16 protein-coding genes and 1 pseudogene are annotated in these 20,216 nt (G+C 53.7%); 5 read left to right on the top strand and 12 right to left on the bottom strand.

Going from position 1 to position 20,216, the window contains the following annotated elements; translation table 11 throughout:
• Positions 1–4: 4 nt before the first annotated feature.
• Positions 5–1,048, top strand: coding sequence for a Fic family protein (locus tag WG891_RS12400; RefSeq protein WP_337263008.1), 1,044 nt, complete (start codon positions 5–7; stop codon positions 1,046–1,048).
• On the opposite strand, the gene WG891_RS12395 is transcribed toward WG891_RS12400, so the two are convergent.
• The 7 genes and pseudogenes from WG891_RS12395 to putP all read right to left on the bottom strand — a co-directional run bounded on the left by WG891_RS12395 (position 1,045) and on the right by putP (position 9,131).
• Complete coding sequence (locus WG891_RS12395; protein ID WP_337263007.1) at positions 1,045–1,233, bottom strand: hypothetical protein; 189 nt, start codon at positions 1,231–1,233, stop codon at positions 1,045–1,047. The genes WG891_RS12400 and WG891_RS12395 overlap by 4 nt on opposite strands.
• Before the next feature lie 299 nt (positions 1,234–1,532).
• Positions 1,533–2,491, bottom strand: a pseudogene (locus WG891_RS12390) (replication endonuclease); the annotation flags it as partial.
• 180 nt (positions 2,492–2,671) lie between these two features.
• Positions 2,672–3,460, bottom strand: coding sequence for a phosphate starvation-inducible protein PhoH (gene phoH / locus WG891_RS12385; RefSeq protein WP_337263006.1), 789 nt, complete (start codon positions 3,458–3,460; stop codon positions 2,672–2,674).
• A gap of 646 nt (positions 3,461–4,106) precedes the next feature.
• On the bottom strand, positions 4,107–5,411 hold the full coding sequence (gene efeB, locus WG891_RS12380; protein ID WP_337263005.1) for an iron uptake transporter deferrochelatase/peroxidase subunit: 1,305 nt from the start codon (positions 5,409–5,411) through the stop codon (positions 4,107–4,109).
• An 11-nt stretch (positions 5,412–5,422) separates the two neighbouring features.
• A complete protein-coding gene (efeO, locus tag WG891_RS12375; protein WP_337263004.1) occupies positions 5,423–6,547 on the bottom strand; it encodes an iron uptake system protein EfeO in 1,125 nt (374 codons plus the stop codon).
• Between the two features lie 18 nt (positions 6,548–6,565).
• Positions 6,566–7,411, bottom strand: coding sequence for an iron uptake transporter permease EfeU (efeU, locus tag WG891_RS12370; protein ID WP_337263003.1), 846 nt, complete (start codon positions 7,409–7,411; stop codon positions 6,566–6,568).
• A 235-nt stretch (positions 7,412–7,646) separates the two neighbouring features.
• Positions 7,647–9,131: a sodium/proline symporter PutP gene (putP, locus tag WG891_RS12365; protein ID WP_337263002.1), complete on the bottom strand. Its 1,485-nt coding sequence runs from the start codon at positions 9,129–9,131 to the stop codon at positions 7,647–7,649.
• 700 nt (positions 9,132–9,831) lie between these two features.
• Here putP and putA point away from each other — a divergent pair.
• From putA to WG891_RS12345, 4 genes are all read left to right on the top strand, one after another.
• Positions 9,832–13,803, top strand: a complete 3,972-nt coding sequence (putA, locus tag WG891_RS12360) for a trifunctional transcriptional regulator/proline dehydrogenase/L-glutamate gamma-semialdehyde dehydrogenase (protein ID WP_337263001.1) — start codon at positions 9,832–9,834, stop codon at positions 13,801–13,803.
• 433 nt (positions 13,804–14,236) lie between these two features.
• Positions 14,237–14,905 carry a CsgG/HfaB family protein gene (locus tag WG891_RS12355; RefSeq protein ID WP_337263000.1) on the top strand — a complete coding sequence of 223 codons (669 nt, stop codon included), beginning with the start codon at positions 14,237–14,239 and terminating at the stop codon, positions 14,903–14,905.
• 20 nt (positions 14,906–14,925) lie between these two features.
• Positions 14,926–15,288, top strand: a complete 363-nt coding sequence (locus tag WG891_RS12350) for a DUF4810 domain-containing protein (RefSeq protein ID WP_337262999.1) — start codon at positions 14,926–14,928, stop codon at positions 15,286–15,288.
• Complete coding sequence (locus WG891_RS12345) at positions 15,285–15,941, top strand: DUF799 domain-containing protein (protein WP_337262998.1); 657 nt, start codon at positions 15,285–15,287, stop codon at positions 15,939–15,941. Before WG891_RS12350 ends, WG891_RS12345 begins: the two co-directional genes overlap by 4 nt.
• Before the next feature lie 191 nt (positions 15,942–16,132).
• Here the strand turns inward: WG891_RS12345 and tcyN are convergent, their stop codons facing one another.
• The 5 genes from tcyN to fliZ all read right to left on the bottom strand — a co-directional run bounded on the left by tcyN (position 16,133) and on the right by fliZ (position 20,203).
• Entirely contained in the window at positions 16,133–16,885 is a 753-nt protein-coding gene (tcyN, locus tag WG891_RS12340) for an L-cystine ABC transporter ATP-binding protein TcyN (RefSeq protein WP_076941342.1), read from the bottom strand.
• 3 nt (positions 16,886–16,888) lie between these two features.
• The gene (tcyL, locus tag WG891_RS12335) at positions 16,889–17,551 is read right to left on the bottom strand and encodes a cystine ABC transporter permease (protein ID WP_076941343.1); all 663 of its coding nucleotides are present in this window, start codon (positions 17,549–17,551) and stop codon (positions 16,889–16,891) included.
• A complete protein-coding gene (gene tcyJ / locus WG891_RS12330) occupies positions 17,551–18,351 on the bottom strand; it encodes a cystine ABC transporter substrate-binding protein (RefSeq protein WP_337262997.1) in 801 nt (266 codons plus the stop codon). Before tcyJ ends, tcyL begins: the two co-directional genes overlap by 1 nt.
• 153 nt (positions 18,352–18,504) lie before the next feature.
• A complete protein-coding gene (locus WG891_RS12325; protein WP_337262996.1) occupies positions 18,505–19,491 on the bottom strand; it encodes a D-cysteine desulfhydrase in 987 nt (328 codons plus the stop codon).
• Positions 19,492–19,693: 202 nt separating this feature from the next.
• A complete protein-coding gene (fliZ, locus tag WG891_RS12320) occupies positions 19,694–20,203 on the bottom strand; it encodes a flagella biosynthesis regulatory protein FliZ (protein WP_337262995.1) in 510 nt (169 codons plus the stop codon).
• Between the last annotated feature and the right edge of the window lie 13 nt (positions 20,204–20,216).

The raw sequence follows: 20,216 nt of genomic DNA, 5'->3' as shown, positions 1-20,216 counted from the left end.
TTAAATGTCAAAGTTCATTACCAAACAACCTAAAAACAATCGTTTTGAAATAACAATCTCAATTTGTGATGATGATATTATACATATCAAAAAAACAAAACGAGGAAAAAAAGAATGTAATTACTTTTGGAATAACAAAACAAAAGAGGTTTTCTGTGGAAATAGTAAACTAAAACTCAAAAAGAACATACCCTCAGTTTCACACCTTCTTAAGTATAAAGAATCCACTTCTGATTTAACTCGAACCGAGATTCAAATAGGTGATTCAATTGGTGTTTTATTCAACACCAGCGTCACACTATTTCTTTTTGGAACTATCGTAGGGGTAGACTTTAGGAAAAAAAACAGATACTTACACGTCCTTCCTCACCACCATGAGTTCCCATACACCGTCGATAAAGTAATAAAAGTAAAATATGAAAGCAAGAAAATATTTCTTTTAAACGACGGTGTAAATCTAAGATATGAAAAAATGGCAATACCTAACTTAACATTTGCAAAATATAATTATGAAGTGGCTTTCGCTGAATTAATTATGTCGTATATGAGGAATTTTAAATTAATTGAAAAATATGCAAGAAACAAAGCATTACCTATTGGAGAGACAACTCTTCAAGAATGTCACCTTGCCTTATTCAACGGAATCTATGACTGGGCAGGGAAATATCGTAACCATCCTGTAGTTGTTGGTGATAAAGAAAGGCCTACTATGGAAGCTGAGGATATTAAGCGTTCTATAAAACTTTGCTTACGAGCATGCAATAGAACCGAACTCTCGAAAATTAAAAACAAAAGCGAATTAGTAAAAAAATTAGTGACATTACATGCGGAACTCGCTTGGATTCACCCGTTTCAGGATGGAAACGGTAGAACTATAAGATTATTTCTTCAGATAATATCTATAACTATGGGTTATGATTTAGCTATTGAGATGTTAGATGGTTCAACAAAGAACAAAAAAGCGTACCATTATGCGGTTAGAAGGGCTATTCATGATGATAAAAGAAACCTGATCGCCCTGTTTAGTAGGGCGATCAATGAAATTTAAACAACCCTAGTCAGATATTGGGACACAGAATTCATTTTAGCCCAGGTGGTGTCATTGACATTCTGCCCCTCCAGCGAAAAAGATGCGCGCAGAGAACGATTAGCACTTTCTTCAAGTTTAGAAGAGGGAACCGTCTTAACAGTACGGTCGCCTCTAACTTGGATAGCGATCATTTTCTTGCTCATTTTAGTCTCTCTTAGTTCGGTTGCTGCAAAAATCCACTACACTTTATGTAGTCTTTTCAGGACATACTTGTCCAACCCCACTCAGCTGCGCACATGTACACTATTGGCATTGGCGCATGTCAGACCGTACATCTTAGCCTTCTCAATCCACTCCATCAACTGTAATTTTAACCCAGAAATGAGTATTTACCACTATCAGAAACAGATAAGCCCACTCCCTTTTGATTTATAGGGAAAGTCGTCCTCTAGACCTTGCCACATACTTTTTGCAATTTATTACGTTTTTTGACCGACCCGCAATTGGCCTTTGATGCTTGCCTACATATCGCCTCTCTCAGCGCCTTAGCGACGTCTGGATCATCCCAACTAACATCCCCGCTCCCAATCAAATTCATCACCGCTGTGACGTACTCAGGCGGTGTAACAGTCAATACTGGCTCCAGTTCTCGCTCAACCTCCCCACAGTTATTGACAGGACTCCGAGGCGCGCCAGAGGCGCTTTTAAAGTCAAAGGCTCAACGTCAACAGCTTTACGGACAATGCGCCATTCTGTTGTACGGGTTTCAAATACATGACCGGCACCAAGATGCGGCGCGAAGATACCGACCACCTTCTGCACCTCTTCGTCATAGGCGTTCGGCTCATCGGCCACCTTGCGCGCCACACGCACCGTCTGAACGTCACGCGGGACGTTTGCACCACCCTGCCCGTCAATGTACGCCGCAAAGTCACCCGCAGAAGCAGCCGCGCGAACCGCTTCGACTCGCTCGTCAAACGTCTCGGCCAAGCTAATCCGGCGTAAACAATCAGCACGGCACTCGCGGTAAGCGCCCATGGTTGGCACACCGAGAGATTTAAACTGCGGAATACGCCACGTAGACGCCCAGGCAGTAACAGCGGCGGCCATATCCCTCAGTGGCTTACCGGTATCGTGATCGATCTCGCCATCAAGCGCATAGCCGTCGATATTTTTGGCAATGTATTTAGCGATGTAGCCAGCGGCCCCGCCTTTGTTCAAGTGCTTACAGTCAAAGCGGTTCTTTGCCGCGCCGCGTTCGTCACCATCTTCTTTCAGTGCATACCGGCGCATGATGTCGATGATCGGCTGGCGCTGCTGGCGTTCGCAAAACAGCATCATATGCCAGTGCGGCGTCCCGTCATGGTGCGGCTCAACAACACGCATACCGTAAACGCTCAGGCCACGGTCTTTAAACGCGGTGCGGATCTTGCTCCAGACTTTCTGCAAGATGCGATTGCCTACAATCCATTAAGGGGGAAAGCAAGCGTAGAGGCGTCCACATAGTGTCCACACTTGAGTTGCTTTTAGAGGTTTACAGATGTCTACAATACAGCTTAACTCTCTGTTTTTAATTGCACTCCACGTAGTCCGGGGCGTAAGAAAGGCCACCGCAGTGGCCTTTCATAAAGTTCAACGATCTCAATCGTAAGCATTAAGCGTGTGCTGGCAAAGTGCCGAGCGGACGCAGTCTTGTTTGTCAAAGCGGATGATGCCCACCATTTCGTCCTCTTCGAAGCGCTCCAACGCGTCGCTAAGGCCGGATATCACGCCGCGCGGTAAATCGCACTGGGTGATATCGCCATTGACGATCACCGTAACGTTTTCACCCAGGCGCGTCAGGAACATCTTCATCTGGCTGGCCGTAACGTTCTGGGCTTCGTCCAGGATCACTACCGCATTTTCAAAGGTACGCCCGCGCATATAGGCGAAAGGCGCGATCTCTACCTTGCCGATTTCCGGGCGCAGGCAGTATTGCATAAACGACGATCCTAAACGGCGCAGCAGCACGTCATACACCGGCCGGAAATAAGGGGCGAATTTCTCAGAGATATCCCCAGGCAAAAAGCCGAGGTCTTCATCCGCCTGCAGAACCGGACGCGTCACTATAATCCGATCCACCTCTTTATGTATTAAGGCTTCTGCCGCCTTGGCGGCGCTGATAAATGTCTTACCGCAGCCGGCTTCGCCAGTGGCAAATATCAGCTGTTTATTTTCTATCGCTAATAAGTAATGACCCTGAGCTTCGGTTCTCGCCTCAATGGTAGAAGTATCTCGGCTGTCACGTGCCATGCCGATAGACTCAACCCCTCCCATTTGCACCAGAGAGGTCACGCTTTCTTCTTCACGTTGACGATGGCTACGTGCGTCACGGCGAATAACGCGTTTAGCTTCACGACGTGCTTTGATCACTGCTTTCTGTCTTCCCATGGTGGCACCTTACAGTTTGTTTCACCTACCGCAGCGGCATCAGATGCCGTACGATTATGTTTCACACACGTATTAGGTTTTGGCTTCCTTTAGAGCCAATATAAGCCGATGAATAACGTGAATACGCGGCAGCAGGGTAATGCACCGTTTCTTCACAGGACAACGCGAGGGTGGGTACGCAATAAGAGAGTGTGTCAGCCAGATTGCGGCGCAAGAAAAGCCAAGAATTGTTGAGAAATTGAGAGTCGGAGGGAGAGCCCTCGTTATAACGAGAAATCAGGGAGGTGATGTTATTTGTCTTTTGTAGCCCAACCAAGGACTTTACCATTAGCGATCCCCGCAGTGATATTTACAGCATTAAGCTGTGCACCGAGTGAAACTACCGCCAGATGATTACAGTATAATGACATTCAAACTTGCCGTGTTACTAAAATGTAAAAATTTTTAATATTCGCTGTTTTCAGATCGTGCAAAAACACTATATCATGCCGCTCATGCCATTCCAGATAAATTTTTTATCACTTTAAATCAATTAGTTATCATTAAAAATCAGCAATGACATTTTGATTGCCAGATTAAAATAGCAGCAAGCAAAAAGGCACAACCTGCGCTGTGCCTTTAGTAGACAGCTCAACATTTCAGCACTTCAGGTTTGCAACAAACCGCTGGCCAAATAATCACCGGCCTCTTTGACACCCGGTAAAACAAAGAAATACCCGCCACCAATCGGCTTAACGTATTCTTCCAAGGCTTCACCATTCAGCCGTTTCTGCACCGTTAGAAACGCTTTTTCCAGGTCGGACTGATAACAGACAAACAGCAAGCCCATTTCTAATTGGCCAGAATTAGAGACACCCAGCGAATAACTGTAGCCACGGCGCAGCATCAGGCTGCTTTGGGTTTGCGGCGTGCGCGGGTTAGCCAGCCGAATATGCGCGTCCATTGGGATCATTTTCCCCTCTGGGTCTTTGGCATAGTCTGGTTCATCATGCTCGTGCTTCATCCCCAGCGGCGCACCGCTGTGTTTTTCTCGGCCAAAGAGGCTTTGCTGTTCCTGCAGAGGGGTACGATCCCAGAACTCCACGTGGAAACGGATAATGCGCACGGCCTGATAGCTGCCCCCCACCGCCCAGGCAGGTTCACCCGCGTTGTCCCCCACCCACACCACCTGATCCATCAACGGCTTATCGCTGGTTTTCGGGTTAGCGGTGCCGTCTTTAAAACCAAGCAGGTTGATCGGGGTCTCTTTGCCTTTACTGCGCGCCGCATGGGCAGAGATAAACCCTTCACGCTTCCAGCGCACGCTGAGCAAGTCCGGTGCATGCTTGATGATATCGCGCAGCGCGTGGATCACGGTTTCATTGGTATTGGCACAGATTTGCAGCAGCAGATCGCCATGGCATAACGCAGCATCCAGCGAATCGTTCGGGAAGCGCGTCATTTTCTGCAAGCGCAACGGTTTATACGCCTGCAGGCCGAAGCGTTCATCAAACAGCGAAGCACCGACAGACAGGGTGATCGTCAGGTTATCCGGGTAAATTTCCGAGCCCATGATGCCAGAATCCAACGGAGGCAGTTTGGGATCGATCTCCGGCGCTTTTCCCCCGCGGGTGAGAAACGCAATGCGCGTGGTCAACAGGCGGAATAAGCGCTCAAGATCCGTTTTATTGGTGGCCAACACGTCGAAGGCCACCAGCATCATAGCCGCCTGCTGTGGGGTGAGAATACCGGCCTGATGCGCACCATAAAACGGCTGTTTCTGCCAGCGTTCATCCTGCGGCTGCGCCAGGGGTTCTTCGGTTTTATTTGCCGCCTGTGCCAAAGAATTCCCACCCAGCACCAAAGCTCCGCCGATCATGCCCAACCCCTGCAGCAAACGGCGGCGTGATGGCGAGGGCGTGCCTTCTTCCTGAGTTAACGGCCCAGCTTCCGGGCCGAAATGATGACTCATAATACGCCGCCTTAATCCAGACCCAATACGCCGCGCAACTGCGCTAAATCTTCCGCCAGCGCGGTGATCGGCCCTTTCATGGCATTACGATCCGCAGCGGTCAGCTTCTCGTAAGATTCATAACCCTCTGCGGTTTTATACTTCGCCAGCACGCTATCCACCGTTTTAAAGTTGGCATCGATCTTTGCCAGCAATGGCTGATTGGCTTTTTCCAGCAGCGGCCGCAGCAGATTGACGATCTTCTGCGCGCCATCCACGTTGGCCTGGAAATCCCACAGGTCGGTACGGCTGTAACGGTCTTCTTCACCGCTGATCTTGCTGGCCGCCACTTCTTCGATCAGGCCCGCAGCACCGCCCACCACTTTGCTCGGCGGGAAGGTCAGTTCGCCAATGCGTTTTTGCAGTTCAAGCGTGTCGCTATAGAGACGCTCGGCATAGTGCCCCATGCCTTGAGTGCTGTTATCAGCGAACAGCGCTTTTTCAAGACGGTGGAAACCGGTGAAGTGCGGATCTTGCGCCTTGTTCTCATAGTCGTCTTCACGGGCATCAATGCTGCCATCCAGATCGGAGAACAGTTCAGCAATAGGTTCGATACGCTCATAATGCTGGCGGGTTGGCGCATACAGCTTGCGCGCCTGCGCCACATCACCAGCCTTGATCGCCTCGGTGAACAGTTTGCTCTGCTTGACCAGCCCTTCCACCTCTTTGGTAACGTAGACTTTATATTCAGCAATCGGGCCGACCAGATCCAACGCATTCGGTTTGCCATCGGTTGCTGCAGCGGCGGCGGTCACCGTCAGCTTGCCTTTCGGGTTGCTTAACAGGCCACAGGTCATGTCATATTCACCCGGTTCCAGGTTAGCCGTCATTTTCTGGCTGAAGCCCGGCGCGATATTTTCACGCTCCTCCACCACCATTACCCCTTTAAGGATTTCCCACTCCAGGTTCTTCTGGCTGGCGTTGTGCACCACAAACTGGGTCTTCCCTGCCGCAACGGTCAACTGCATGGGCTCACACTGCTGGTCATTAACGGTGACTTTCACCTGCGGCACGTCCGCCGCCAACGCATTGAGGCTGAATGCCAATGCCGGAGTGGCTAACCACAGAGCCTTACGGCGGAATAACGGAGTAGACATATGAGATCCCCTATGAAATCAATGATGAATTTTATGTTGCGCCGGGAACACTGCGGGCCCCGTACGCTGCGGGCGGAAAAAGAAAACCAATGCGGGGATCAGATAAAGGAAATAGACCACCACTTCGCTGACGCTTGGCGCTTCCTGGTAACCGAACATCCCCTCCAGAAGCGTCCCAAGCAGCGAATGCGTCGACAGCGTATTGCTGAGATCGAAGGCGATCGCCTGGAAGTGATTCCACAGGCCCGCTTCGTGGAAAGCGCGGATCGCCCCCGCCGCCAACCCGGCCGCGACGAACAGAATAAACAGGCTGGTCCATTTGAAGAACTTAGCCAGATGCAGCTTCACGCCGCCCCAGTAGATCAGCATACCGACCACGATGGCGCTTCCTAACCCCAGAAGCGCACCGATCGGCGCTGCGCTGCCGACATCCTGCTGGAACGCCGCCAAGAGGAAAAACACCGACTCCAGCCCTTCGCGGGCAACGGCAAAAAACACCATCGCCACCAGCGCCCAGCCTTGGCCCTTGCCGGAGTTGAGCGCGTGATCGATCGCCCCTTCCAGATGCACCTTGACCGACTTGGACACCTTCCGCATCCAGAACACCATATAAGTGAGGATGCAGACTGCCACTATCGCGACCAGCCCTTCGAACAGCTCTTGCTGCTTTTGCGGGAATTCGCCGGTGGTTTGATTGATGAAGATGCCCAATGCCAAACACAGCGCAACGGCAACGATCACACCTATCCACACGATGCCGAGCCATTGGCCCCGTTGAGTACGCTTCAGATAGCTGGCGATCAGGCTGACGATCAGCGCGGCCTCCAGCCCCTCACGGAACATGATAAGAAAGGGAACGAACATAAATAAGTAACCCCTGAAAAGGTGCTGGCACGCGAGCAACCCAGCCGCAAGCAATGTAAAGAAAAGTAAACAAGAACGATAGTGATTATCATTATTGAAAAAAGAAATACAAGAGAGGGGCGCGTGATTTTTACTAATCAAATGTCGCCAGTTGTTACAGCAGGGAGAAAAGCAGGCCAGGAAGGGAGTGATGTTGCAGCCTCCTCCCGATCGTCAGGAGGAGGCTAAACAGGCATTACACCGTTTTAAACTCGGCTTCAGCCAGGTCAAAACGCTCGGTCATGGTCGCCGAAGGCTTGCGCCCCATCAGGCTGACCAGCACGATGGCGATGCTGCCAAACAGGAAGCCAGGGATGATTTCATACAGGTCCAGCCAGGCATACTGCTTCCAGACGATCACGGTGATCGCCCCCACCAGCATACCGGCCAGAGCGCCGTTGCGCGTCATGCGTGACCACATGACCGAGATCAGCACCACCGGGCCAAACGCAGCACCGAACCCTGCCCAGGCATAGCTAACCAGGCCCAATACACGGTTTTCCGGATTGGCGGCCAGCGCGATCGCGATCAGTGCCACCAGCAGCACCATGGCACGCCCCACCCACACCAGCTCACGTTGGCTGGCACCTTTACGCAGGAAGGCTTTGTACAAATCCTCGGTAATCGCGCTTGAACACACCAGCAACTGGCAGCTCAGGGTACTCATCACCGCCGCCAGAATCGCCGACAACAGAATGCCCGCGATCCAAGGGTTGAACAGCAACATGGCCAGCTCAATAAAGACCCGCTCGCCATTCTGTGACACATTCCCCGCCTGTTCCGGGTTATTGGCAAAATAGGCGATGCCGAAGAAACCGACCGCAATGGTGCCGGTCAGGCACAGGATCATCCAGGTCATACTGATCCGGCGTGCGCTGCGGATAGTGCGGTGGGAATCTGCCGCCATGAAGCGCGCCAGAATATGCGGCTGGCCGAAATACCCCAGCCCCCAGCCCATCAGCGACAGAATGGCGACAAAATTCAGCCCTTTCATCATGTCAACGTTGGCCGGGTTTTTAGCGGCAATCACCAGCATCGACGTGTCGATCCCGCCAACGGCGAAAATCACGATCACCGGCGTGAGGATCAGCGCAAAAATCATCAGGCTGGCCTGCACGGTATCGGTCCAGCTCACCGCCAGGAACCCGCCGATAAAGGTGTAAAGGATGGTGGCTGCCGCACCGGCCCACAGCGCCGTGCCGTAGCTCATGCCGAAGGTGCTTTCAAACAGACGCGCACCGGCCACAATGCCCGAGGCACAGTAGATGGTGAAAAACACCAGAATGACGATGGCGGAAATCACCCGCAGCAGCTTGCTGTTGTCTTCAAAACGGCTGGTGAAATAGTCTGGCAGCGTCAGGGCGTTATTGTTGGCTTCGGTATGCACGCGCAACCGGCCAGCCACCAGCTTCCAGTTCAGGTAAGCGCCAATCGTCAGGCCGATGGCGATCCAGCTTTCTGAAATACCGGACAGGAAGATCGCCCCCGGCAGGCCCATCAGCAGCCAGCCGCTCATATCGGATGCCCCGGCGGAAAGCGCGGTCACCACGCTACCCAGGCTGCGGCCGCCCAGAATATAGTCATCAAAGTTGTTGGTCGCCCGGTAGGCGAGTAAGCCGATTAACACCATCCCAAAAATGTACACCAGGAAGGTCACCAGCATCGGTGTGCTCATTGTCATTCAACTCTCCACTTTTATTATTCCCTTTATCTTTCAGACGGCCACGTATTGGCAGGCAGCTGAAATGCATCGGGTATTTTTATGTCATGTATTTCACCCGCCAAGTGCCGGAACGTGGCGCATTGCGATAGGCAGCGGGTAAAGATAGTTTCTGCCCGGCATGGTCTATACCTAAATAATTCGAGTTGCATGCAGGCGGCCAGTTCGAGAGCCGCCAGGAGCATAGAAAACTCTGCGACGGGTGCGAGCAGACGTAGCCAACACCGATGCAACTTGAAGTATGGCGTGTATAAACGCGGGCTATCCTAGATGAGGCCCCCCGCAGCCAACAAGATATTTAACAATAAAGTTACACAAAGTTCACCCTGCGTCACATTTAACCACCCAATAGGTTGCACTCATCCATCATAAAATGAGTTGCACCTCTCCATTATCCCTGTTTAATGCAGGGAAATACGGCCCTGGATAACCGGCAGCCGCAGATGCCCGCAAGATCCGTACCGTAGTTCGATGTTAAAAAACCGATTGAAATCACACTTCAATCACGGCCCTGATTTAACAAGGTTGCACAAAGTTGCAACATGCTGGATATTGTCCGCATTAATAACACAACCTAGCTACGAACCTATCCCAGCAGGCTTATCTGCACGCTCTCTGTATGCCTGATGGGATAGGTTCTAAACACAGGAGTTGGACTGGCATGGGCACTACCACTATGGGCGTGAAGCTTGATGAAGCCACACGTGACCGGATTAAAAGCGCGGCACAGCGCATCGACCGCACGCCGCACTGGCTAATCAAGCAAGCCATTTTTAATTACCTCGAGCGTCTCGAAAGCGGTTCCGATCTTCCCGAACTGCCTGCGCTCGCCGCCGCCGGGCTGGCCGAAGCGGACGACATTATGCCGCAAACCCATGAAGAGTCCCACCAGCCATTCCTGGATTTTGCCGAACAGATCCTGCCGCAGTCCGTCACCCGCGCTGCCATTACCGCCGCCTACCGCCGCCCGGAAACCGAAGCGGTGCCGATGCTGCTGGAACAGGCGCGTCTGCCTGCCGATCAGGCCCAGGCGACCCACAAGCTGGCGTATGGCATCGCCGAGAAGATGCGCAACCAAAAAACGGCCAATGGCCGTGCTGGCATGGTGCAAAGTTTACTGCAGGAGTTTTCGCTGTCTTCACAAGAAGGCGTGGCGCTGATGTGCCTGGCGGAAGCGCTGCTGCGTATCCCAGACAAACCGACGCGCGATGCGTTGATCCGCGACAAAATCAGCAACGGTAACTGGCATTCGCACCTTGGCCGCAGCCCATCGCTGTTCGTCAACGCCACGACTTGGGGCCTGCTGTTTACCGGCAAGCTGGTGTCTACCCACAATGAAACCAACCTGTCGAGTTCGCTGAACCGCATTATCGGCAAGAGCGGCGAACCGTTGATCCGCAAAGGCGTGGATATGGCCATGCGCCTGATGGGCGAGCAGTTTGTCACCGGTGAAACCATCGCTGAAGCGCTGGCCAACGCCCGCAAGCTGGAAGATAAAGGGTTCCGTTATTCTTACGACATGCTGGGCGAAGCGGCGCTGACCGAGGCCGACGCGCAGGCGTATCTGGTGTCTTATCAGCAGGCGATCCACGCCATCGGCAAAGCCTCTAACGGCCGCGGCATCTATGAAGGCCCAGGAATCTCGATCAAGCTTTCAGCTCTGCACCCGCGCTACAGCCGGGCACAATACGATCGCGTAATGGACGAGCTGTATCCGCGCCTGCTGTCGCTGACATTACAGGCACGCCAGTATGATATCGGCATCAACATTGACGCCGAAGAAGCCGATCGGCTGGAGATCTCGCTCGATCTGCTGGAAAAGCTGTGCTTTGAACCACAATTGACGGGCTGGAACGGCATTGGCTTCGTGATCCAGGCTTATCAGAAGCGCTGCCCGTTTGCCATTGATGCGGTGATTGATATGGCAAGCCGCAGCCGTCGTCGCCTGATGATCCGCCTGGTGAAAGGCGCCTACTGGGACAGCGAGATCAAACGTGCCCAGATGGACGGCCTGGAAGGCTACCCGGTTTATACCCGCAAGGTGTATACCGACGTTTCCTATCTGGCCTGCGCCCGTAAGCTGCTGGCCGTACCGAACCTGATCTACCCGCAGTTTGCCACCCACAACGCCCATACCCTGAGCGCCATCTATCATCTGGCCGGTAATAACTACTATCCGGGGCAGTATGAGTTCCAGTGCCTGCACGGCATGGGTGAACCGCTGTACGAACAGGTGGTTGGCAAAGTGGCCGACGGCAAACTGAACCGCCCTTGCCGCATTTACGCCCCGGTAGGCACGCATGAAACCCTGCTGGCTTATCTGGTGCGTCGCCTGCTGGAAAACGGGGCTAACACCTCATTTGTTAACCGTATCGCCGATGCCACACTGCCGTTGGATGAACTGGTGGCCGATCCGGTCAGCGCCGTTGAAGTGCTGGCGGCCAGCGAAGGCCAGATCGGCCTGCCGCATCCACGCATTCCGTTGCCGCGTGAACTGTACGGCGACAAACGCGTCAACTCCAACGGTTTGGATCTCGCCAACGAACATCGCCTGGCCTCGCTGTCCAGCGCGCTGCTCACCAGTGCCGCACAGCCATGGCGCGCCGAACCTATTATCGATGCCGCGCTGGATCAGGGCGTGGAACAACCGGTGCTCAACCCAGCAGAACCGGGGGATATCGTCGGTTACGTGCGTGAAGCCACCGCGGGCGAGGTCAGCCGGGCGCTGGACGCCGCGGCCGCGGCCGGGCCAATCTGGTTTGCCACCCCTCCGGCTGAACGCGCGGCCATTCTGGAGCGCGCGGCTGAACTGATGGAGGGCCAGTTGCAGAACCTGCTGGGCATTCTGGTGCGTGAAGCGGGCAAAACGTTCAGCAACGCCATCGCCGAAGTGCGTGAGGCGGTTGATTTTCTGTACTACTACGCTGGCCAGGTGCGTGACGACTTTGCCAACGACAGCCATCGCCCGCTCGGCCCGGTGGTGTGCATCAGCCCGTGGAACTTCCCGCTGGCGATCTTCACCGGCCAGGTTGCTGCCGCGCTCGCCGCAGGCAACAGCGTGCTGGCCAAACCGGCGGAGCAAACGCCGCTGGTGGCCGCGCAGGCGGTGCGGATCCTGCTGGAGGCCGGAATACCGCAGGGTGTCTTGCAGTTGCTGCCAGGCCAAGGTGAAACCGTGGGATCGGTATTGGTTAACGACGCCCGCGTGCGCGGCGTGATGTTCACAGGCTCTACCGAAGTCGCCGGTATTCTGCAACGCAGCATCGCTGGCCGCCTGGATCCGCAAGGCCGCCCAACGCCGTTGATCGCCGAAACCGGTGGCCTGAACGCCATGATCGTCGACTCTTCCGCACTGACCGAACAGGTAGTAACCGACGTGGTGGCTTCGGCCTTCGACAGCGCGGGGCAGCGCTGCTCTGCACTGCGCATCCTGTGTATTCAGGAAGATGTGGCGGAACACACGCTGCAAATGCTGCGCGGAGCCATGGCCGAATGCCGCATGGGTAACCCAGAGCGCCTGTCGACCGACATCGGCCCGGTCATCGATATTGAAGCCAAAACCGGTATTGAGCGCCATATTCAAGCCATGCGCGCCAAGGGCCGCAAGGTTTATCAGGCCGCCAAAGGCAACGGGCAGGACGAGAAAGAGTGGGCACGCGGCACCTTTATCAAACCCACGCTGATCGAACTGGACAGCTTCGATGAGCTGCAGAAAGAGATCTTTGGCCCAGTGCTGCACGTGGTGCGTTATCAACGTGCCAATCTGGATAAGCTGGTTGAGCAGATCAACGCCGCTGGCTATGGCCTGACGTTAGGCATTCATACGCGTATTGATGAAACCATCGCCCGCGTGACCGGCAGCGCCAAGGTCGGCAACCTGTACGTTAACCGCAATATGGTCGGCGCGGTGGTTGGTGTGCAACCGTTTGGTGGCGAAGGCCTGTCCGGCACCGGCCCGAAAGCTGGTGGGCCGCTCTATCTGTACCGTCTGCTCGCTAGCCGCCCAATGGATGCAGTGCAGCGCACCCTGAACCGCCAAGATAGCGAACGCCCGCAGGAAGCAACGGCGCGCCCGGCTCTACTGGCACCGCATCAGGCGCTGGAGCAGTGGGCCGTGGCCGAAAAGCAGCACGACCTGGCGGCGCTGGCGCAACAGTATGCCGAACTGGGCCAAGGTGGGATCGTGCGGCCTCTGCCGGGGCCGACCGGGGAGCGCAATACTTACGCTCTGCTGCCGCGTGAACGCGTGCTGTGCCTGGCCGATAACGATGCCGATGCGCTGGCTCAGTTGGCGGCAGTATTGGCCGTGGGCAGCCAGGTGCTGTGGCCGGAAGCAGAGTTGCAGCGCACGCTGTTCCGCCGCCTGCCCGCCGCCGTGCAGGCGCGCATCAGCTTCAGCAAAGACTGGCAGCAGGATAAGGTGGCGTTTGATGCCGCGATCTACCACGGCGATGCCGATCAGCTACGCACCCTGTGCGAGCACATCGCTCAGCGCAGCGGTGCCATTGTCTCGGTGCAGGGCTTCGCCCGCGGTGAAACCCATATTCTGCTCGAGCGCCTGCTGATTGAACGTTCATTGAGCGTCAACACCGCCGCCGCAGGGGGCAACGCCAGCCTGATGACGATTGGCTAACCTGTGCAAATAAAGCAGCGTCATTAATTTTCAGGATGAATAAATAGAAATCCCCAGAAGCTCAGCAAACTGAGTGACTGGGGATTTTTAAAAGATATTTATCCCGCTATACCCAAAATAATTCGAGTTGCTTGTAGGCGGCAACTGAGCGAAGCCCCAGGAGCTTACTCAGGTAAGTGACTGGGGTGAACGAAGGCAGCCAACACCCAAGCAACTTGAAGTATGAAGGGTATATACGGTAGAAATCTCATAGTAAAGTGTGCAGCCTTATCCTTTACGAAACGTGTTTCTGTTAGGATACGCGGCGTGAATCTATCTCACTGAGAAAAGCGCTCTGATACTTCACTTAAATATACATTAGATAAATACCTATCCTGTAATTATACATGAAGGTTATTTCCTGAATTCGTCATCATGGAGAGATTTCATTCCGATGAAAAAATCACTCATTGTGTGTTCTATTACCCTTACTACCCTCTTGGCGGGTTGTGCTACCGAATCTTCGCGTTCGCTCGAGGTGCCAAAGGTTGCCTCCTACAATACGGCGTATCAAGGCGTGCGTAGCCCGATCGCCGTCGGCAAATTTGATAACCGTTCCAGCTATATGAACGGGGTGTTCTCCGATGGCGTTGACCGCTTGGGTAACCAGTCAAAAACCATCCTGATCACCCATCTGCAGCAGACTGGCCGTTTCAACGTGCTGGATCGCGCCAATATGGATGAGCTGAAAGCCGAAGCGGGTATCAAGGGCCAACAGCAAACCCTGAAAGGTGCAAACTATGTGATCACCGGTGATGTTACCGAGTTCGGTCGCAAGGAAGTGGGCGATCAGCAACTGTGGGGCATTCTGGGCCGCGGTAAATCACAGGTCGCTTATGCCAAAGTCAACCTGAACGTGGTTAACGTGCAAACCTCTGAAGTCGTTTACTCCAGCCAGGGCGCAGGAGAATACACCTTGTCGAACCGCGAAGTGATCGGTTTTGGTGGCACGGCAAGCTACGACTCAACCCTGAACGGCAAAGTGCTGGATCTGGCCGTGCGCGAAGCGGTTAACAACCTGGTTGCAGGGATCGAAAGTGGTGCCTGGCGCCCAACCAACTAACGGATTATAAAAAAAGAATCATGATGATTAATAAAAAAATTGGTGGAGTGCTGCTGGCAGCAACTCTGTTAGGCGGCTGTGCTGCGCCACAAAAACCTCTTTACAACTGGGATGGTTACCAGAAAACGGTATACCAATATTATCAGCAGGACGCTTCTAGCCCGGAAGAGCAGATCGCCGCGTTAAAAGAAAGCCTCGAAAAATCCCGTGCGAAAGGCCAAGCTGTTCCACCGGGCTTACATGCTCATCTCGGTATGCTGTACGTTAAAACCGGGCGCACCGAACTGGCGATGGCTGAATTCAACACTGAAAAATCCCTGTTCCCGGAATCAGCGCCGTTCATGGATTTCCTGATGAGCAAAGATAAAGGGAGTTTCAAATGAAACGTGCATTAGGTCTTTTGGCTGCGGTTGCAGTACTGCTGCTGGCGGGTTGCGCCAAGAAACCCGCTTATGACTACACCGCCTTCCACGCAAGCAAGCCAAAATCGATCCTGGTTTTGCCGCCAACCAGCCAATCTCCTGACGTCAAAGCCAGCCACAGCGTGCTGTCTACCGCGACCTTACCGCTGGCAGAAGCGGGTTACTACGTGCTGCCGGTCGCCGTGGTGGAAGAAACTTTCCAGCAGAATGGGTTGACCAATGCCAACGATATCCGCGCGGTCAGTACTCAGAAGCTGCATAAGATCTTCGGTGCTGACGCCGTGCTGTATCTGGATGTCACCCAATACGGCACCAGCTATATCGTGATCGGCAGTGAAACCCGCGTCACCGTGAATGCCAAACTGGTCGATCTGCGCACGGGTAAGCAGTTGTGGGCGGGCAGCGCCACTGCCTCCAGCAACGAGAACAACAGCAATTCGGGCGGTGGTCTCGTCGGGATACTGATTACTGCGGCGATAAACCAAGTTGTAGATACCATCAGCGACAAAGGCTTCGATATTGGTGCGATTGCCAATACGCGTCTCCTTTCCGCCGGGGAAGATGGTGCCATCCTGTATGGCCCGCGATCGCCTAAATACGCCAATCAACGTTAATCAACCTCAGGCAGCCATTTGGCTGCTTGTTGGCGCAATTATTCTCACCGGGCATAAAGCGGGCTGCATTGAAAAGATCAGCAGTGCAAAAGACGTGGTCTGTGAGCTTTCTGACGCTTTTAATTAACAGTAAAACGCCCCCAACCATCAGGAAGGGGGCGCTTCATTTCCTACCAGATTAAAACTACTGGCTACTGATTCAGAAACTTATCCAGAAACTGTTTGGTACGCTGATGCTGCGGGTTGGCGAACAGCTCTTTCGCCGGCCCCTGCTCCACAATGCGGCCATGATCCATAAAGATGGCGCGATCGGCAACGTCACGGGCAAAGCTCATTTCATGCGTCACAATCACCATGGTGCGTTTCTCTTCTGCCAAGGCGCGGATGGTGTTGAGCACCTCACCCACCAGTTCAGGATCGAGCGCCGAGGTCGGTTCATCAAACAGAATCACCGCCGGTTGCATCGCCAGCGCGCGAGCAATCGCCACGCGCTGCTGCTGGCCACCGGAAAGACGCTTGGGGTAAGCCTGCTCTTTGCCACTCAGCCCCACCTTCGCCAACAGTGCACGGGCGCGTTCTTCTGCGCTGGCTTTCGCCTCGCCTTTGACGATCACCGGCCCTTCAATGATGTTTTCCAGCACCGAGCGGTGCGGAAACAGATTGAAGCTCTGGAAAACAAACCCCACCTGCTGGCGCAGAGCACGCACCTGCTGCTTCTGCTTGCTCAGCGGGCGCGCACCGTCAATCTCGATATCCCCTACGCGGATGGTGCCTGATTCAGGCACTTCCAGCAGGTTGATACTGCGCAGCAAGGTGGTTTTGCCAGAACCGCTTGGCCCGATAATCGCCACCACTTCGCCGGAGTTCACCTCGAGATCGATACCGTGCAGCACCGTGTTCCCTTTGAACTGTTTGACCAACTGCTTTACTTCAATGGCACTCATCGGTTACTCCTGATCCTGACGGTTAACATGCGCTTCCAGGCGATTTTGCAGCGCAGAAAGCAAGGTTGCCATCACCCAGTAGATCAGCGACGCCGCCAGATACATCGCAAACACCTCCAGCGTGCGTGAGGTAATTAACTGCGCCTGCCGGAACAGTTCTGGCACCTGAATGGTTGCTGCCAGCGATGTATCCTTGACCAGCCCGATAAAACTGTTGCCGAGCGGCGGTAACGCGGTGCGTGCCGCCTGCGGCAGGATCACCCGGCGCATTGTCTGCCATGGCGTCATACCGATACTGGCTGCCGCTTCCCATTGCCCTTTGTCGATCGACGAGATCGCCGCACGCAGGGTTTCCGAAGTATACGCCGCGGTATTCAGTGAAAGACCAATCAGCGCCGCCGGGAACGGATCCAGCTCAATGCCAAACTGCGGCAGACCGTAATAGATCATAAACAGTTGTGCGATCAGCGGAGTGCCACGGAACAGCGAGACATAAATGCGGGATAACCAGGATACCGGCCACAATGGCGAAAGGCGCATCAGCGCCAACAGAAAACCAAGCATTAACCCCAGTGCCATGCCCCCCAAACTGAGCTGGAGAGTCAACAGGGCACCCTTTAATAAAAATGGCGCTGAATCCAGCGCCAGTTGGATACTCTCATGCATTATTTAGTTACGTCCGCGCCAAACCATTTTTCTGAGAGCTTCGCCAACGTTCCGTCTTTCTGCATCTCAGCAATCGCCTGATTGATGGCAGCCAGCAGTTCCGGATTGTTTTTACGCACCGCAACACCCGCTTCCTGACGGGAGAAAGCGGAACCGGCAACCGCCAGCGTATCGCTGGTTTTCTTCACCAGATCCAGCGCGGCCAGGCGATCGACCAGAATGGCATCAATACGGCCGACGCGCAGATCCTGATATTTGGTTGGGTCATCATCATAGGTGCGCACATCAACACCCTGCACATTTTCACGCAGCCATTGCTCGTAGTTAGTACCCAGACCAACCCCGACCTTCTTGCCTTTCAGATCGTCAGCCTTGGCGATCGTGCCTTCGTTGCCTTTCTTCACCAGCGCCTGAATACCTGAAACGGTATAAGGCGTTGAGAAGTCATATTTTTTCTTACGCTCTTCGGAGATCGTGACCTGGTTGATCACCACGTCAATACGTTTGGACTCCAGCGAAGCCAGCATCCCGTCCCATTTGGTTGGATTCAGCTTGGCCTTCACGCCCAGGCGCTCAGCCAGCGCATTGGCGAAATCCACTTCAAAGCCGGTGAGTTTACCGTCTTCCCCCTGGAAGCTGAATGGCGGGTAAGTCCCTTCCAGCCCAACAATCAGCGTACCGCGTTGTTTGACCTGGTCGAGCAGGTTATCGGCCGCATAGGTTTTGACGTTCAACCCGGTGACCAACGCAACGGCCATCACACCCAACAGGCATTGACGACGAATTTTAGAAAAGACCATAGACACCCCATCTGCTGTTTATCTTTTTTGATATCAGTACTTTAGCAGCCCTTATGGCTGCATAAAGGAATATAAATTAATAAATATAGTTCAAAGTGGAATATATCAACATTCTGTACAAACCGGATATACCCCTATGAGGTATAGCTCATCTCACACCTGTGGGTGATAGGCAAACAGCGCCGGAGCCCCGCCGGTGTGAATGAACAGGATCGGGCCTTGATCGCGGAAACGCTTCTGGGCGATCCCGTCAATCAGGCCAGCCATGGCTTTGCCGGTATAAACCGGATCCAGCAGCACCCCTTCCTGCTGTGCCAGCAGATGCACTGCCGCCATGCCTTCATCATTTGGCATCCCGTATTGCGGTGCAAAATAATCGTCCCACAAGGCGATCGGGGCCAATGCCTCAACGCCCAGCGAACAGGCCAGCGCTTTCTGAATCTGCTCAACCTTCGGCAACTGATCGATCACTTTGCGCGAAACGGTCACGCCAATCAGCTCACTGTCTGGCAGCAACTGCTGCAGGCCAACGGCCAAACCGGCGTGGGTTCCGGCACTGCCAGAAGCCACAACGACCGAACTGAAAGCGATATCGCTGCTCTGCGCAGCAATTTCCAAGGCACATTGCACATAACCCAGTGCCCCCAGAGCGTTAGAGCCGCCAACCGGAACCACATAAGGCCGGAACCCTTGTGCTTCCAGGCGCGTTGCCAAATCCGCCAGCTGTGTCTGTGGATCGTGCAAAGCATCACACATCACCACCTCAACGTTGAACAGATCGAGCAACAGGCGGTTACCGTTACTGAGGTAGTTTTCTGCTTTAGTATCAATAGGGTTTTCCAGCAGCGCCACGCAGTGTAGGCCCAATTTGGCCGCCACGGCAGCCGTCTGGCGTACGTGGTTTGACTGGATAGCGCCGGCGGTCACCAGCGTATCGGCACCAAGGCGCAGGGCATCGGCAGCCAGAAACTCCAATTTCCTCAGTTTGTTACCGCCCATCGCCATCGGCGTGACATCGTCACGTTTGATGTAAATGTCGCGACCGAGATAATCAGAAAGGCGAGATAACTTTTCGAGCGGCGTGGCTGAGCCAACCAAATCCAAGCGCGGAAACTGCGCCAGTTGCTGTTGCAGATTCACAACTTTCCCCCAGGGAATAAGAATAACGACGTCCAAGTGATAGATTTATCAGATGTGCCCTAAATAATCACTCTTTATTCGTGACGGGAGATAATGCGCTAATGAACCGATCGGAAATGGAATAAGGAATGAGCCAGGTAACAGGTGAATGCTGCCAAAGCCCACCGGTGATATTGAAGCGTGGGCTTTAAGCTATCAGAGGTCAGTAACTTTTTTGCCAGGCCAGGTACTGATCGTATTTACGCAGCGCAATGCGATAGTTAGCATGTGCCGCCGAGGGAACATCGTCAATAATACGCTGGTGGCTGATTCCGTCGGCAAACTGCTCAGCAGGGTAATTGTGCGCCACCAGCATTTCATCCAGCCGGCGCAGGCGCACGACGTATTCCCGGATAGTGCTGTGGTTCATCTCGGTCTGTTCAAACAGATACTGTTTAAACGCCATAATATCGAAGTAGCTGGGGGCACTGTTATAAGCGATCTCACTGCAGAAACGGCACAGCGCCGTCAGTTCGCTTTGTACGTTGAGCCACACCTGCTCATCAATCGGCTGATCCATACGGGCAATGGTTTCTTTGCTGATGATTCTCCCACGGAATACCAGCGCCATACGATCGAGCACCTTGGCACACTGAGAACAGTGGGTCTGGCTGTGTTTATAATCTTTCAGGTAGCGGCTAAGCGGCCGTTTCTTGGATGGTATTCTTGACATATCTTGCAATCCG

Source organism: Serratia sp. MMO-28 (assembly GCF_037199905.1).
GTDB lineage: Bacteria > Pseudomonadota > Gammaproteobacteria > Enterobacterales > Enterobacteriaceae > Chania > Chania oryzae.
Note: the sequence above shows the minus strand (reverse complement) of the source record. Positions and strands in the feature narration are given on the sequence as shown.

Coding starts and splice junctions, on each gene's coding strand:
- WG891_RS12400 (WP_337263008.1), top strand. CDS start 5: ATGTCAAAGTTCATTACCAAACAACCTAAAAACAATCGTTTTGAAATA.
- WG891_RS12395 (WP_337263007.1), bottom strand. CDS start 1,233: ATGAGCAAGAAAATGATCGCTATCCAAGTTAGAGGCGACCGTACTGTT.
- phoH (WP_337263006.1), bottom strand. CDS start 3,460: ATGGGAAGACAGAAAGCAGTGATCAAAGCACGTCGTGAAGCTAAACGC.
- efeB (WP_337263005.1), bottom strand. CDS start 5,411: ATGAGTCATCATTTCGGCCCGGAAGCTGGGCCGTTAACTCAGGAAGAA.
- efeO (WP_337263004.1), bottom strand. CDS start 6,547: ATGTCTACTCCGTTATTCCGCCGTAAGGCTCTGTGGTTAGCCACTCCG.
- efeU (WP_337263003.1), bottom strand. CDS start 7,411: ATGTTCGTTCCCTTTCTTATCATGTTCCGTGAGGGGCTGGAGGCCGCG.
- putP (WP_337263002.1), bottom strand. CDS start 9,131: ATGACAATGAGCACACCGATGCTGGTGACCTTCCTGGTGTACATTTTT.
- putA (WP_337263001.1), top strand. CDS start 9,832: ATGGGCACTACCACTATGGGCGTGAAGCTTGATGAAGCCACACGTGAC.
- WG891_RS12355 (WP_337263000.1), top strand. CDS start 14,237: ATGAAAAAATCACTCATTGTGTGTTCTATTACCCTTACTACCCTCTTG.
- WG891_RS12350 (WP_337262999.1), top strand. CDS start 14,926: ATGATGATTAATAAAAAAATTGGTGGAGTGCTGCTGGCAGCAACTCTG.
- WG891_RS12345 (WP_337262998.1), top strand. CDS start 15,285: ATGAAACGTGCATTAGGTCTTTTGGCTGCGGTTGCAGTACTGCTGCTG.
- tcyN (WP_076941342.1), bottom strand. CDS start 16,885: ATGAGTGCCATTGAAGTAAAGCAGTTGGTCAAACAGTTCAAAGGGAAC.
- tcyL (WP_076941343.1), bottom strand. CDS start 17,551: ATGCATGAGAGTATCCAACTGGCGCTGGATTCAGCGCCATTTTTATTA.
- tcyJ (WP_337262997.1), bottom strand. CDS start 18,351: ATGGTCTTTTCTAAAATTCGTCGTCAATGCCTGTTGGGTGTGATGGCC.
- fliZ (WP_337262995.1), bottom strand. CDS start 20,203: ATGTCAAGAATACCATCCAAGAAACGGCCGCTTAGCCGCTACCTGAAA.